This window comes from Micromonospora mangrovicola (assembly GCF_047200535.1).
Taxonomy (GTDB): domain Bacteria; phylum Actinomycetota; class Actinomycetes; order Mycobacteriales; family Micromonosporaceae; genus Micromonospora.
On sequence record NZ_JBJZOG010000137.1, the window covers coordinates 1 to 13,385 of the forward strand.

13 protein-coding genes are annotated in these 13,385 nt (G+C 73.0%); 5 read left to right on the forward strand and 8 right to left on the reverse strand.

All coding sequences use genetic code 11. From position 1 onward, the window contains the following. Positions 1-512, reverse strand: a 512-nt coding sequence (locus ACL02O_RS31080; protein ID WP_412821743.1) for an XdhC family protein, incomplete at its 3' end; no start/stop codon positions are given. Positions 513-628: 116 nt separating this feature from the next. Between ACL02O_RS31080 and ACL02O_RS31085 the strand changes: the two genes are divergently transcribed. From ACL02O_RS31085 to ACL02O_RS31095, 3 genes are read left to right on the forward strand one after another with little or no spacing between them, the layout of a single operon-like run. Continuing rightward, positions 629-1,126: a 2Fe-2S iron-sulfur cluster-binding protein gene (locus ACL02O_RS31085; protein WP_412821755.1), complete on the forward strand. Its 498-nt coding sequence runs from the start codon at positions 629-631 to the stop codon at positions 1,124-1,126. Next, positions 1,123-2,118, forward strand: a complete 996-nt coding sequence (locus tag ACL02O_RS31090) for an FAD binding domain-containing protein (protein WP_412821744.1) — start codon at positions 1,123-1,125, stop codon at positions 2,116-2,118. The genes ACL02O_RS31085 and ACL02O_RS31090 overlap by 4 nt, the downstream gene beginning before the upstream one ends. Continuing rightward, the gene (locus ACL02O_RS31095; RefSeq protein WP_412821745.1) at positions 2,115-4,223 is read left to right on the forward strand and encodes a molybdopterin cofactor-binding domain-containing protein; all 2,109 of its coding nucleotides are present in this window, start codon (positions 2,115-2,117) and stop codon (positions 4,221-4,223) included. Before ACL02O_RS31090 ends, ACL02O_RS31095 begins: the two co-directional genes overlap by 4 nt. Positions 4,224-4,257: 34 nt before the next feature. Here the strand turns inward: ACL02O_RS31095 and ACL02O_RS31100 are convergent, their stop codons facing one another. The 4 genes from ACL02O_RS31100 to ACL02O_RS31115 are packed head-to-tail and all read right to left on the reverse strand — an operon-like array spanning position 4,258 to position 8,657. Further along, complete coding sequence (locus tag ACL02O_RS31100) at positions 4,258-5,463, reverse strand: ABC transporter ATP-binding protein (RefSeq protein WP_412821746.1); 1,206 nt, start codon at positions 5,461-5,463, stop codon at positions 4,258-4,260. Between the two features lie 9 nt (positions 5,464-5,472). Further along, positions 5,473-6,309: a carbohydrate ABC transporter permease gene (locus ACL02O_RS31105; protein WP_412821747.1), complete on the reverse strand. Its 837-nt coding sequence runs from the start codon at positions 6,307-6,309 to the stop codon at positions 5,473-5,475. A 1-nt stretch (position 6,310) separates the two neighbouring features. After that, positions 6,311-7,309, reverse strand: coding sequence for a carbohydrate ABC transporter permease (locus ACL02O_RS31110; RefSeq protein WP_412821748.1), 999 nt, complete (start codon positions 7,307-7,309; stop codon positions 6,311-6,313). Between the two features lie 58 nt (positions 7,310-7,367). Next, the gene (locus tag ACL02O_RS31115) at positions 7,368-8,657 is read right to left on the reverse strand and encodes an ABC transporter substrate-binding protein (RefSeq protein WP_412821749.1); all 1,290 of its coding nucleotides are present in this window, start codon (positions 8,655-8,657) and stop codon (positions 7,368-7,370) included. Between the two features lie 401 nt (positions 8,658-9,058). On the opposite strand from ACL02O_RS31115, the gene ACL02O_RS31120 reads away from it, so the two are divergent. Next, positions 9,059-9,490, forward strand: a complete 432-nt coding sequence (locus ACL02O_RS31120) for a RusA family crossover junction endodeoxyribonuclease (RefSeq protein ID WP_412821750.1) — start codon at positions 9,059-9,061, stop codon at positions 9,488-9,490. 51 nt (positions 9,491-9,541) lie between these two features. Next, positions 9,542-9,817: a hypothetical protein gene (locus ACL02O_RS31125; protein ID WP_412821751.1), complete on the forward strand. Its 276-nt coding sequence runs from the start codon at positions 9,542-9,544 to the stop codon at positions 9,815-9,817. A 99-nt stretch (positions 9,818-9,916) separates the two neighbouring features. On the opposite strand, the gene ACL02O_RS31130 is transcribed toward ACL02O_RS31125, so the two are convergent. The 3 genes from ACL02O_RS31130 to ACL02O_RS31140 form a co-directional block, all read right to left on the reverse strand. Next, positions 9,917-10,606, reverse strand: coding sequence for an AMIN-like domain-containing (lipo)protein (locus ACL02O_RS31130; RefSeq protein ID WP_412821752.1), 690 nt, complete (start codon positions 10,604-10,606; stop codon positions 9,917-9,919). 71 nt (positions 10,607-10,677) lie between these two features. Then, positions 10,678-12,519, reverse strand: coding sequence for an AfsR/SARP family transcriptional regulator (locus tag ACL02O_RS31135; RefSeq protein WP_412821753.1), 1,842 nt, complete (start codon positions 12,517-12,519; stop codon positions 10,678-10,680). A 483-nt stretch (positions 12,520-13,002) separates the two neighbouring features. After that, positions 13,003-13,385 (reverse strand): SMI1/KNR4 family protein (locus ACL02O_RS31140; RefSeq protein ID WP_412821754.1); only part of this gene is annotated, 383 nt, incomplete at its 5' end.

The following is a 13,385-nucleotide window of genomic DNA, read 5'->3' on the forward strand; positions in this document are numbered from 1 at the left end:
CCCCCCCCACCGCCGGCGAGCAGGTCGGCCGCTTCGCCAGCCGCCCACGCGTCCAGCCCCGGGTCGCCGAGCGTGCCCTCGGTCCGGTCGGGCCGGACCACGACCTGCGCGCCGAAGGGTGCGGGGCCACCGACGACGGTGGCCGCGGCGACCGGGCCGGGGCCGGCGAGGGCGGCGAGCACCCGCGCCGCGTCGCCGTCGGGGGTCACCCGTCTCAGCAGCACCTCCAGCACGCCGGCACAGCCGGGCCGGGCCGGCCACGGGCCGGCCGCGCCGACGGTGTAGCGAGGGAGCCGGGTGCGGCCGGTGCGCAGCGTCTCGGTCGCGGCGTCGAGCACCGCAGACTCGACACAGCCCGCCGGGATGCCGCCGCACACCTCGCCGGAGGCGTTCACGGCGAGCAGGTCGCCCGGCCCGGTGACCGGGCCGGCGGTGCTCGCCACCACGGTCGCCAGGCCGTACGGAACGCCCTGCCGGCTCCAGGCGTGCACCGCGGCCAGTACGTCACGCATACCGCTGATCCACCTTCCGAGGATCGCCCGGATTTGTCCGTGAGTTACCCGGTAAACGGTAGTCTGACCGGGTGCGAGAGAGCGGGGAACCGGCGGAAGACGGGTGGTCGTCCACCATCACCCTCACCGTCAACGACGTCGGCCACGAGCTGACGCTGGACAACCGGACCACCCTGCTGGACGCCCTGCGCGAACGGCTCGCCCTGACCGGCAGCAAGAAGGGCTGCGACCACGGGCAGTGCGGCTCGTGCACGGTGCTGCTCGACGGCCGGCGGGTGAAGAGCTGCCTGGTCCTGGCCGTCACCCTGGGCGGTCGGACGGTGGTCACCGTGGAGGGGCTCGCCGGCCCGGACGACCTCTCCCCGCTTCAGGCGGCCTTCGTCGCGCACGACGCCTTCCAGTGCGGCTACTGCACACCCGGCCAGCTCTGTTCGGCCCGCGGCATGCTCGACGAGGTGGCCCGCGACTGGCCCAGCGCGGTGACCGAGGACCTGACCGCGCCGGTGGAGCTGACCGACGCGGAGGTGCGGGAACGGATGAGCGGCAACCTGTGCCGCTGCGCCGCGTACCCGAACATCGTGGCCGCGGTCCGGGACGCGGCGGCGGCGCGGTGAGGGTCTTCCGCTACCGCCGGCCGGCCGACGTCGCGGAGGCGGTCGCGCTGCTCGACGCGGAGCCCGGGGCGGCGTACCTCGGCGGCGGGACGAACCTGGTGGACCTGATGAAGCTCGGGGTGCAACTGCCGGACCTCCTGGTGGACGTCACCGGCCTGCCACTGGACACGGTGGAGACCCTCCCGGACGGCGGCCTGCGGGTCGGGGCCACCGTGCGCAACAGCGACCTGGCCGCGCACCCGGTGGTCCGGCGCGACCACCCGCTGCTGTCCCGGGCCCTGCTCGCCGGCGCCTCCGGTCAGCTGCGCAACATGGCCACCACGGCCGGGAACCTGTTGCAACGCACGCGCTGCGGCTACTTCCAGGACACCGGCCGGGCGTGCAACAAGCGGGAACCGGGCACCGGCTGCGCGGCCCGCCACGGGCAGAACCGGGACCTGGCCATCCTCGGCTGGTCCGAGTTCTGCGTGGCGACGCACCCGTCGGACCTGGCGGTCGCCCTGGTCGCCCTCGACGCCGTGGTGGAGCTGCACCAACCGGGCGGCGGAGCCCGGGAGATCCCCCTGGCCGAGCTGCACCGCACGCCCGGGGAGCACCCCGAGCGGGAGACCAACCTTCCCCGCGACGCGCTGATCACCGCGGTGCGCGTTCCGCCGCTGCCGTTCGCGCGGCGCTGCACCTACCGCAAGGTGCGCGACCGGGCCTCGTTCGCGTTCGCGGTCGGCTCGGTGGCCGCCGCGCTAGACCTGGACGGGGACACCGTCCGCGACGTCCGGCTGGCGTACGGGGCGGTCGCGCACCGGCCGTGGCGGGCGTACCGGGCGGAGGAGGCACTGCGTGGCCGGCCGTTCACCGCCGAGCTGGCGGCCCGGGCCGCCGACGCCGAACTCGCCGCGGCCCGCCCGCTGCCGCACAACGGGTTCAAGGTCCCGCTGATCCGCAACCTCACCGTCCAGGCGTTGACCGGATTGGCCGGGACGGTGCTGCGGTGAGCGTGTCGCCGGCCGGCGCGGTGGGCCGGGAACACCCGCGGCTGGAGGGCCGGGACAAGGTCACCGGGGCCGCCCGGTACGCGGTCGAGTACCCGGTGGACGACGTGACGTACGGCTGGGTGGTGTCGGCGACCGCGACCCGCGGGCGGATCAGCCGGGTCGACACCGCCGCGGCGTTGACCGTGCCCGGGGTGCTGGACGTGCTGCACCACGGCAACGCGCCGCGGCTGGCCCCCGGTGTGGACGCGACCCTGTTCCTCTTGCAGGAGCCGGCAGTGCACTACCGGGGCGAGTTCGTCGCGGTCGTGGTGGCGGCGACGATCGAGGCGGCCCGCGAGGCCGCCCGGCTGGTCCGGATCGACTACGACACCGAGCCGCACAGCACCGTGCTCTCGGAGCACCACCCGGGGCTGTACCGGCCGGAGCACGTGAACCCGAGCTATCCGACCGACACCGCGGAGGGGGACTTCGACGCCGGGTTCGCGGCCGCCGAGGTCCGGATCGACGCCACCTACCGGACCCCGGCCTACCACAACAACCCGATGGAGCCGCACGCCACCACCGCCCGGTGGCAGGGCGGACGGCTGCTGGTGCACGACTCCAACCAGGGGTCGTCGCCCGTGCAGGCCACCCTGGCGCAGCTGTTCGGACTGTCCCCGGAGGCGGTCCGGGTGGTCGCCGAACATGTTGGCGGCGGCTTCGGCAGCAAGGGCGCGCCCAAGGCGGCGGTGGTGCTCGCCGCGCTCGCCGCCCGGCAGGTGGACCGGCCGGTGCGGCTGGCCCTGACCCGGCAGCAGCTCTTCGGCCCGATCGGGTACCGCACCCCGACCATCCAACGGGTCCGGCTCGGCGCTTCCGCCGACGGGCGGATCGACGCGGTGTGCCACGACGCGATCAGCCAGACCTCGAACGTGCACGAGTTCGCCGAGCAGACCGCCGTCTACACCCGCAGCATGTACGCCGGACGCCACCGGCGCACCACCCACCGGCTGGCCCGGCTGGACGTGCCGACCCCGTTCTGGATGCGCGCGCCGGGCGAGTGCCCGGGCGCGTACGCGCTGGAGTCCGCGCTGGACGAGCTGGCGACGGCGTGCCGCGTCGACCCGGTCGAGTTGCGGGTCCGCAACGACATCTCCGTCGACCCGGACAGCGGGCACCCGTTCAGCACCCGCAACCTGGTCGCCTGCCTGCGCGAGGGGGCCCGGCGGTTCGGCTGGGCCGACCGCGACCCGGCGCCGGGGGCCCGGCGCGACGGGCGGTGGCTGGTCGGCACCGGGGTGGCCGGCTCCAGCTACCCGGCCCGCTCCCGGCCCGCCGCCGCGACGGCCACCGCCGCGCCGGACGGCACCTTCGCGGTGCGGATCAACGCGACCGACATCGGCACCGGCGCGCGGACGGCGCTGTGGCAGGTGGCCGCCGACGCGCTGGCGGTGCCCGCCGAGAGGATCACCATCCACATCGGCGACAGCGACCTGCCGGCGGCGGGAGTGGCCGGCGGCTCGATGGGCACCGCCTCGTGGAGCTGGGCGGTGATCCGGGCCTGCGAGCAGCTGCGGGAGCGGCTGCGGGACGCGCCCGGCGGGGCGGTGCCGGCCGGCGGGTTGACCGCCGAGGTGAGCACCGCCGACGAGATCGGGGCGCTGCGCCCGCTGGCCCGGTACGCGTACGGCGCCCACTTCGCGCAGGTGCGGGTGGACGCGGACACCGCCGAGGTCCGGGTGGACCGGATGCTCGGCGTGTTCGCCGTCGGCCGGGTGGTGAACCCGACCACCGCCCGCAGTCAGCTCATCGGCGGCATGACGATGGGGCTGTCGATGGCGCTGCACGAGGAGGGCCTGCTCGACGAGCGGTACGGCGACTGGGTCAACCACGACCTCGCCACATACCACGTCAGCGTCTGCGCGGACGTCGAGCGGATCGAGGCGTACTGGCTGCCGGAGGAGGACCCCGAGCTGAATCCGGCCGGGGTGAAGGGTATCGGTGAGATCGGCATCGTGGGCAGCGCCGCGGCCGTCGCCAACGCGGTGCACCACGCGACCGGGGTACGGATCCGGGACCTGCCCGTCCGGCTGGACAAGCTGCTTGCGCACCTGCCGGCACGCTGAGGGGCCGGCGGCGCACCGCCGGCCCCTCGGTCGATCAGTCGGCGAGGGTCCCCGCCGCGCGCCCCTCGTGCAGGGTCAGGTTCCGCCCCGTCGACGGGTCGAAGAGGTGGATCTTCTCCAGGTTGAACCAGACCCGCCGGCTCTCGCCCTCGCGGACCGGCGACTCGGCCGACAACCGGGTGACCAGGCTGGCACCGGCGCCGGTGAAGTCGGCGCCCGCGTCGGCGGCCAACTCCTCCAGCTCGACGGCGCTGGCCCGCTGCCCCTCGACGGTGAAGTAGACGTACTTGTCGGAACCCATCGACTCGACGATGTCCACCGGCGCGTCGAACTCCATGCCCCGGCGGCGGCTCTCCTCGTCGATCAGCTCGGCGTCCTCGAAGTGCTCCGGGCGGATGCCGAGGATCAGCTCGCGCGGCGCGTCCCCGCCCTCCAGCTGGCGGCGGATCCGGTCGCCGATCGGCACGTCGCCCAGGGCGGTGCGCAGCCGGCCGTCCTCGACCGCCGCGTGCAGGAAGTTCATCGACGGCGAGCCGATGAACCCGGCGACGAACAGGTTGCGCGGGTGGTCGTACAGCTCCTGCGGCGGGCCGACCTGCTGCACCGCACCGCCACGCATGATCACCACACGGTCGCCGAGGGTCATCGCCTCGGTCTGGTCGTGGGTGACGTAGACGGTGGTGGTGCCGAGCTGCTTCTGCAGCCGGGACACCACGGTGCGCATCTGCACCCGCAGCTTGGCGTCGAGGTTGGACAGCGGCTCGTCCATCAGGAACGCCTTGGGCTGGCGGACGATGGCCCGGCCCATCGCGACCCGCTGCCGCTGTCCGCCGGAGAGGTTGGCCGGCTTGCGGTCCAGCAGCGGGGTCAGCTCCAGGACCTTCGCCGCCTCCTCCACCTTCTGCTCGATGGTCTCCTTGTCCAGCTTCGCCAGCCGCAGCGGGAAGGCCATGTTCTCCCGCACGGTCATGTTCGGGTAGAGCGCGTACGACTGGAACACCATAGCGATGTCCCGGTCCCGGGGCGCCCGGTCGTTGACCCGTTCCCCCGCGATCCGCAGTTCCCCGGAGCTGATGTCCTCCAGCCCGGCGATCATGTTGAGGGTGGTGGACTTCCCGCAGCCGGACGGGCCGACCAGGATAACGAACTCGCCGTCGGCGATCTCCAGGTCGACGTCCCGCACCGCCGTCGTTCCGTCCGGGAACCGCTTGCTCACCTTGTCGAGCACGATGTCAGCCATGACTACCACCTATCCCTTGACCGCGCCGGAGGTCAGGCCGGAGACGATGCGGCGCTGGAAGAAGAGCACGAAGAGGATGATCGGAATGGTGATCACCACCGCGGCGGCGCAGATCGCCCCGGTGGGGTCCTCGAACTGCGACTCGCCGGTGAAGAACGACAGCGCCACCGGCACCGTGCGGGACCGCTCGGTGGAGGTCAGCGAGATCGCGAAGAGGAAGTCGTTCCAGCAGAAGATGAAGACCAGGATCGCCGTGGTGAACACCCCCGGCGCGGCCAGCGGGGCGATCACCCGCCGGAACGCCTGGCCCTGGGTGGCGCCGTCCATCTTCGCCGCCTTCTCCAGGTCCCACGGGATCTGCTTGAAGAACGCCGACAGCGTGTAGATCGCCAGCGGCAGGGCGAAGGTGATGTACGGCAGGATCAACCCCGGCCAGGTGTCGAAGAGGCCGAGTTGCCGTTCGATCTCGAACAGCGGCGACACCAGCGAGACCTGGGGGAACATCGCGATCAGCAGGGAGACCCCGACCAGCAGTTTCTTGCCGGGGAAGTCCAGCCGGGAGATCGCGTACGCGGCCATCGCGCCCAGCACCACCGCGATCAGGGTGGCGATCAGCGCGATGCCGATCGAGTTGATCAGCGCCCGGACGAACTGGTCGGTGTCGAAGATCGTCCGGTAGTTGTCCAGCGTCCACTCCCGCGGCCAGAACTTCCCGTCGGTGAGGGTGGCCGGGGTCTTGAACGACAGCGAGGCGATCCAGAGCACCGGGACCAGCGCGAAGACGACGACGATGACGTCCAGCAGGCCCCAGCGCAGGTTGGCGCGCGTGGTGGTTTCGGTGGCCATCTCAGCGCCTCTCCCCATCGTCGCTGCCGGGGGCAGCGGTGCCGAACAGCTTCACGAAGACGAAGGCGATGATCGCCACGGCGAGGAAGATCAGCACCGACATCGTGGAGCCGATGCCGAGGTTCAGACCCCGGATCAGGTTGTTGTAGGCGAGCATCGACACCGACGAGGTCTCGTTGCCGCCGGCGGTGAGCACGAAGATGTTGTCGAAGACCCGGAACGCGTCCAGGGTGCGGAACAGCAGGGCGACCAGGATCGCCGGCTTCATCACCGGCAGCATCACCTTGGTGAACCGCTGCCAGGCGGTCGCGCCGTCCGTGGAGGCGGCCTTGAGCAGGTCCTCCGGCACCAGCGCCAGCCCCGCCATCAGCAGCAGAGCCATGAACGGGGTGGTCTTCCAGATCTCGGCCAGCATGATGATCGCCAGCGAGCTGGCCCGCTCGGTCAGCGGGGCGCTGCCGTCGAAGAGGTTCGCCAGGTAGCCGGTGCCCGGCGTCCACGCGTACCGCCAGGAGAACGCGGCGACCACCGTGACGATGCCGTACGGGATCAGCGCCGCGGTGCGGACGATGCCCCGGCCGACCAGCGTCCGGTGCATGATCAGCGCGAGGCCCATGCCGAGCACCAGCTCGACCGCCACGGTGACCACGGTGATCAGCGCGGTGACCCCGAACGCGGTCCACCAGAACTGGTTGGTCAGCACCGTCGCGTAGTTCTCCAGCCCGACGAACTCCCGCTGGTCGGGGAAGCGCAGGTCGAAGCGCTGCAGTGACAACCAGACCGAGTACAGGATCGGGTACGCGGTGACCAGCACCATGACCAGCGCGGCCGGTGCGCAGAGCAGCCAGCCGAGGCGGCGCTCGGCCCGCTTGTTCTCGCTCAGCGGCGGCTTGCTGCGGCGGGCCCGCTGGGTCGGCACGGCGGCGTGCCGGCCGGCGGTCCGGGTGGCGGTCTCGTCGGCGGCGACGTCCGCGCCGGTCGGGGTGGCGTTGACGCTCATGCCGTCACCTCCCCACGGTCCTGACCGCGGGCGGTGCTGCGGTGGTGGATCGGCCGGCTCACGGCAGGACCCCCTTCGACTCCAGGGCGTCGGCGATGGCCTTGCGCAACTCGTTCGCCGTCTGTTCGGGCCGGATGCCCGACGGCGGCGACAGGATCGCCGACGTCACCGTGGAGATGCTCTGGTAGGCCGGGGTGAGCGGCCGGACCGCCGGCTCCTTGAGCTCCTCCAGGATGGTTTCCTTCATCGGGTACGCCTTGTCCATCTCCGGGTCGTCGTAGACCGCCTCGATGGTGGGCGGCACCCCGTCGTTGACCGCGGAGAACTTCTGGTTCTTCGCGTCGCGGATGCACCTGGCGGCCTCGAAGGACTCGGTCGGGTGCTTCGAGTAGGTGCTGACCGCAAGGTTCACGCCGCCGATGGTGACCTTGCTCGGGGTGTTCGCGTCGATGCCCGGCACCCGCGCCCACTTCACCTTCTTCGCCAGGTCCGGGTTCGCCTCCTGCATCGCCGGATACACGAACGGCCAGTTGACCTGGAAGGCGCCGGTGCCGGACTGGAACTCCAGCCGGACCGGGTCCTCGGTGGCGTTGCTGAACGACGGCGACGTCACGCCCGACGTGGCGAACGCCTTCAGCTGCGCCAGCGCGCGCACGGTGCCGGCGTCCATCACGGCCTTCTTGCCGTCGTCGCTGAGGATGTGCCCGCCGGCGCTCTCGGCGAGGGTGTTGTAGAGGACGACCAGGCCCTCGTACTGGGCGCCCATGGTGAGCACCTGGTACGGCTTGCCCTGCTGCTTCAGCTGCTGGGCCGCCTTGATCATTTCGTCCCAGGTCTTCGGCGGTTCCGGCACCAGGTCGGTGCGGTACCAGAGGAGCTGGACGTTGGTGTTCTTCGGTGCGGCGTACAGCCTGCCCTCGTACCGGGCGGTGTCCAGCGGGCCGGCGAGGGTGCCCTGCTCCACCTCGGCCTTGTCCGCCCCGGTCCATTCCCGGATCCAGTGCGCGCTGGCGAACTCCTGGGTCCAGGTGACGTCGAGGCCGAGCACGTCCATCCCGCTGTCCTGCGCGGCGAGCCGGCGCACCATCTGCACCCGCTGGTCGTCGGCCTGCCGGGGCAGCACCCGGTAGGCGATCCGGTAACGCCCCTGTGCCTGGGCGTTGCAGTCGTCGACCACCTTCTGCAGGTTCTGCTCGGGCGGGTAGTAGAGGTTGATCGTCGGCGTACCGCCGTCACCGCCGGACGCGCAGGCGGTCAGCGGGGCCGCCAACGCCAGCGCGACGGCTGCCGCCGCCGTCCGTCTGCCTGGCCGCCGCCGGTCCGCGGCCCGTTCGGGGTCTGTCGTCATCGCCCTCCCCCTTTGCTCGGCGAAGCCGGGGGACCTAACCCGTGCCCCGGCGCACGGCGAGACGGTCGGGACGCGGACCACGGCAGGGCCGCCCACGCCCCGGGCGTTTCGTGGGCCTCACAGTGCCCGACCTGCGACGTTGCGAAACCTGACGCTCACGGAACGGACACGAGGACGCTATCCCCCGCACTCCGCCGGCCGTCTCAGCTGATGGACGGCGCGGCTACCCAGGGTCCGCCGGGTGGACTAGCGTCAGGTGAGCTCCGCAGCCAGCGCGTCGCCGTCGATGTCGATACGCCTCCGGCCGACCCCAGCCCGCCCGATCGGTTGGTTATCGCGCGAACGTCCCTCTGCGGTCCCACCGGTTGGGCAGGATCAGAGCCCAACGAGGAGGTGCCGTCGTGCAGGACACCCGCGCTCTCGCCCTGACGTTCGAGGTGAGCGGCCTGCCCCCGGTCAAGACCGAGGCCCTGTCCATCTTCGCCGCCGGGCACCGCCAGGCGGCCCGGGTCCGTGCCCTGCTCCAGGCGGCCTGCACGGCGGCCCAGCGCACCGGCTGGACCCCGCTGGACGGGCCGGTCGAGGTGGACGTGACCCTGCGCTGCCCGCCCGGGCACCGCACCTCCGACGCCAGCACTCTGCTGGGCGGGGTCTGCGCGGTGCTCCAGGACAAGAAGCGGGTGGCGAACATCGGCCTGGCCCACCTCGGGGTGCTGGTCGACGTCGCCCTCTACCGCGACGACCGGCAGATCCGCCGGCTGTCGTACGCCGAGGAGCCGGCGGAGAACTTCTCGTACCAGGTCCGGGTGGCCGCCGTACCGACGGTGGTTTGACCGGCTTCCGCGGCGGGGTATCGCGGACGCCGACCAAGGAAGGGAGCGCCGATGTCGGAGCCACACGTCACGCTGGACCCCAGCGGGCTCGACCCCGTGCAGAACAAGCTGCGCGTGCCGCTGGAGGAACAGCTGACCTCGGCCCTGCAGGCGGCCACCCACCGGGTCCGCGAGCATTACGCCGGGGAGCCCGTCGAGGAGGTCTGCCGTCGGCTGCTCGACGAGACCCGCGCCGGCCTGCACCCGGACATCGCCGCCGGCTTCCAGCCCGACATGGACGAGTTCTGCCGGGTGGCGGTGGCCATCGTCCGCGGCGAGGTCTCCTGAGGCACGCCCGATCCACGGGCGACGACTCCGGCTCGGCGCATCTGACGCCGCGCCCGCGAACTGGAGCCGTCGCCCGCCGGTCGGCGCCGGCCGCCCCGGTCACCCCCGGCGCACGTCGATCGAGACGACGTGGGTGCCGTCCGGTCGGGTCGACTCGCCCAACCGCACCGGCAGCGGCGTGCCGGGGGTCCGCACCCCCAGGCCGAAGCTGACGTACCCCTCGAAGTCCCCGGCGGGCGCCCAGCCGCGCAGCGTCGGGTAGCCGATGGTCCGCGGTGGCGCGCTGACCGTGCTCCGGCCGGCACCGTCATGCACCTGGGCCGGGTCGAAGCGGACGGTGAGGAAGGCGTTCCCCGGCAGCCTCACCGGGTCACCGCTGCCGCCGGACTCCACCCGTGGGACGTAGCCGACCTGGTAGGACGGGGTGGGGCCGCGGAACGCGAAGGTGATCCGGCTGAACCCCTCGGACGGGTGGTCACCGACCTCGATCCGCATCAGGACGGGCAGCGGCTCCCCCGGAGCCGGGGTGACCGGCACCCTGATCGGGTGCGTCACCCGGGCCGGCGAGGACGGCACCGCCCACCCGTAGGTCACCCGCCAGTCGGCCGTCGCGGGCGGCGCGGCGGTGGGGGTCGCCGCCGGGGTGGCGGCGGGCGTGGTGGCAGCGGCGGTCGCGTTGGGCGGGGTCGCCGACGGGGGCGCGGTGGTCGCGCCGTCGTGGCCGGTCGTCGTGCAGGCCGCCGCGAGCAGCACGACCACGCCGGCGAGCAGTACGCGCTGACGTGTCATGGCTCAGTGTGACCCCGGTCAACACGCCCCTGCCAGGGCCGATCATCCCTGGTCGACCACCGTCCCGGCGGTCACGCCGCCAGTGGGTCGAACCGCCGGTTGGCCATTCTGCAGGTGGGCACCTGCGCCAGCTCGGCGGCGTAGTCGCGGACCAGCGCCGGCAGACGGTAGTCGCCGTGGCCGTCCCGCTGCGCCAGATGGGCGTCGACCAGGTCGTCCAGGGCGCGGTGCACCCGCTGCGGGGAGACGCCGAGCTGGGTGGCGGCGCGCTCCACCGGCGTGTCCGGCTGCGCGGCGAGCAGCTCGAACAGTCGGCCGGCCACCTCGTCGTCGGAGCGGACCGCGGCCACCCCGGTGGCCAGGCTCGCCCGCACCGACAGATCCTCGTAGGCCAGCAGGTCCAGCCGGCCCCGCCCGTCGCCCAGCTCGGCGACCAGCGTGGACACCGGCGTGTCCGGCCGCCGGCCGAGCTGGGCGCCGGCGATGCGCAGCGCCAGCACCGAGCCGGCGCAGAGCCGCACCAGCTCGGCGGTGGCCGCCGGCTCCGCGGCCAGGCGCTCCGGGCCGGCGAAGGCGGCCAGCAGGTCGCGGGCTCGCGCGACGCCCACCGGGCGCAGCGACACCCGGCGTACGCCGTCCAGGCTGCCGAGGTGCCGCTGGGTGACCGCGATCAGCGCGGGGCCGGGGCCGGCGGGGAGCAGGGGGCGTACCTGGGCCGCCCGGGTCACGCCGTCGACGACCAGCAGCAGCCGCCGCCCCGCCACCAGGGAGCGGAACCACCCGGCCCGCTCGTCGGTGTCGTCCGGGACGTCGGCGGCCGGCACGCCGAGGGCGCGCAGCACCCGGGCCAGCACCTCCCCCGCTTTCACCGAGGTCCGGTAGCCGAGGTCCACGAAGACCTGCCCGTCGGGGAACTCGGCGGAGACGGCGTGCGCGGCGCGTACCGCGAGGGTGGTCTTGCCGCTGCCGGCGGCGCCGGTGACGACCACGGCGGCCGGAGCCCCGCCGGTCACCGTCGCCGCCACCTCGGCGGTCTCCCGGGCACGCCCCACGTAGGTGACCGGGTCCGCCGGCAGTTCCCGGGGCACCGCCCATCCGACGACGGGTCGCCCCTCCAGGGCCGGCGGTGGCACCGGCTCGCTGACGACCGGCGTGGCCGGCGGCGGCGGATACGACAGCTCCGGGACGCGGTCCAGCATCGCCCGGTGCAGGTTGGCCAACTCCTCGCCGGGCTCGATGCCGAGCTGCTCGCCGAGGACGGCCCGGGCGTCCCGGTAGACGGTGAGCGCCGCCGGTACGTCGCCGCAGCGGTAGAGGGCGAGCATGAGCTGCCCCCAGGCCCGCTCGCGCAGTGGGTACGCGGCCAGGTGCCCGCGCAGCTCGGACAGCAGCTGCCCGTGTTCCCCGGCGGCCAGCCGCGCCTCGGCCAGTTCCTCGAAGACCTGTAGCCGCTGCTCGTCCAGGCTGGCCCAGCGGTTGTCCAGGCTGGTGCCCCGGGGCAGGCCGTCGCCGGACGGGCCGCGCCACCGGGCCAGCGCCGCGGTCAGCGCACCGACGGCGCTGGCCGGCTCGGCGGAGGCGAGCAGCGCCCGCCCCTCGCCGGCCAGCCGCTGGAACTCGGTGACGTCCAGCTCGTGCGGCGCGAGCCGCAGCTCGTAGGCCTGCGGCCGGGCGACCAGCCGGTCGCCCAGCGTGCGGCGCAGCCCAGCGGCGTGAGTCCGCAGATTCGCCACGGCGGAGGCCGGCGGGTGGTCCGACCAGACCATCTGGGCCAGCCGGGGCAGGGTGACCGAGTGGTTCGCCTCGATCGCCAGCCCGGCCAGGACGGTGCGTCGCTTCGCCGCGCCGGGTGTCACGACCTGGCCGTCGACGCAGAGCTCCACCGTGCCCAGCAACCGAACCTGCAGTTCCATCACGCTCGCTCCCCCGTTGAACCTCGAGCGCGCTCAGGCTATGGGGCCGCTTCCCCGGCCAACAAGGAACAAACCAGACAGTTAAGCGTGACGAACATCAATGTCGCTGAACGGCGTGTCGGGGTAATGGAAACGGCACCGGGAACGCTCCCGGCGACTGATGACGGAAAGTGACCGGCTGCGATGGCCGTACCTGCGGCCGTCGCATTCCGGCTACCCCGGCGCTTCCCGCTGGAAACCCGCTCGACGACACCTGATACCAGTGGACCTTGGGAAAAGACCCGCGCCAAGCGGCCGAAGGGATACGAGCGCGGCACCTTTACGGTCCGTCACCCCCGCCGGACGGCGCTCCCGATGATCTGGTCGGGGTGACGGGGTTGGCGTTACGGATCGCCGGCGCTCCACCGAACAGACGATCATGCGACCGTCACGCATCGGGAAGCGCGGACTCACCGGCCGTCGCGCCCCTCCCGATGCCGTGCGTCACCGGTCCTCGCCCTCGAATGCTTCGCACGAGACGAGGCCACCGATGAGCTCCGCGAACGAGCCGGCGACCCGCCGTGGCACCCGGTCTTCGTCGACGTACGCGACGGCGGGCTCCCCCTGCGGGCCGCAGACGGAGTAGTCCAGCATGACGGTGTCGTGGCCGGCCGCCGGCGTCACACCGATCACCACCCCGACGTCCGGGTAGCCCCACTCCGCCACCAGATCGGCGGAGCAGGCATCGACCCCCTCGTCGTGTCCGATGCCCAGGATCACGTCCACCGCGAAGTGGTCCTCGGGCCAGTACGTCCGAAAGCTCGTGGGATGGCAGGTGTTCCTCAGCACCCCGCCGTTGCGTTGGTACATCAGGTTCAGACAACTCC

Coding starts and splice junctions, on each gene's coding strand:
- ACL02O_RS31100 (WP_412821746.1), bottom strand. CDS start 5,463: ATGGCTGACATCGTGCTCGACAAGGTGAGCAAGCGGTTCCCGGACGGA.
- ACL02O_RS31105 (WP_412821747.1), bottom strand. CDS start 6,309: ATGGCCACCGAAACCACCACGCGCGCCAACCTGCGCTGGGGCCTGCTG.
- ACL02O_RS31110 (WP_412821748.1), bottom strand. CDS start 7,309: ATGAGCGTCAACGCCACCCCGACCGGCGCGGACGTCGCCGCCGACGAG.
- ACL02O_RS31115 (WP_412821749.1), bottom strand. CDS start 8,657: ATGACGACAGACCCCGAACGGGCCGCGGACCGGCGGCGGCCAGGCAGA.
- ACL02O_RS31125 (WP_412821751.1), top strand. CDS start 9,542: ATGTCGGAGCCACACGTCACGCTGGACCCCAGCGGGCTCGACCCCGTG.
- ACL02O_RS31130 (WP_412821752.1), bottom strand. CDS start 10,606: ATGACACGTCAGCGCGTACTGCTCGCCGGCGTGGTCGTGCTGCTCGCG.
- ACL02O_RS31135 (WP_412821753.1), bottom strand. CDS start 12,519: ATGGAACTGCAGGTTCGGTTGCTGGGCACGGTGGAGCTCTGCGTCGAC.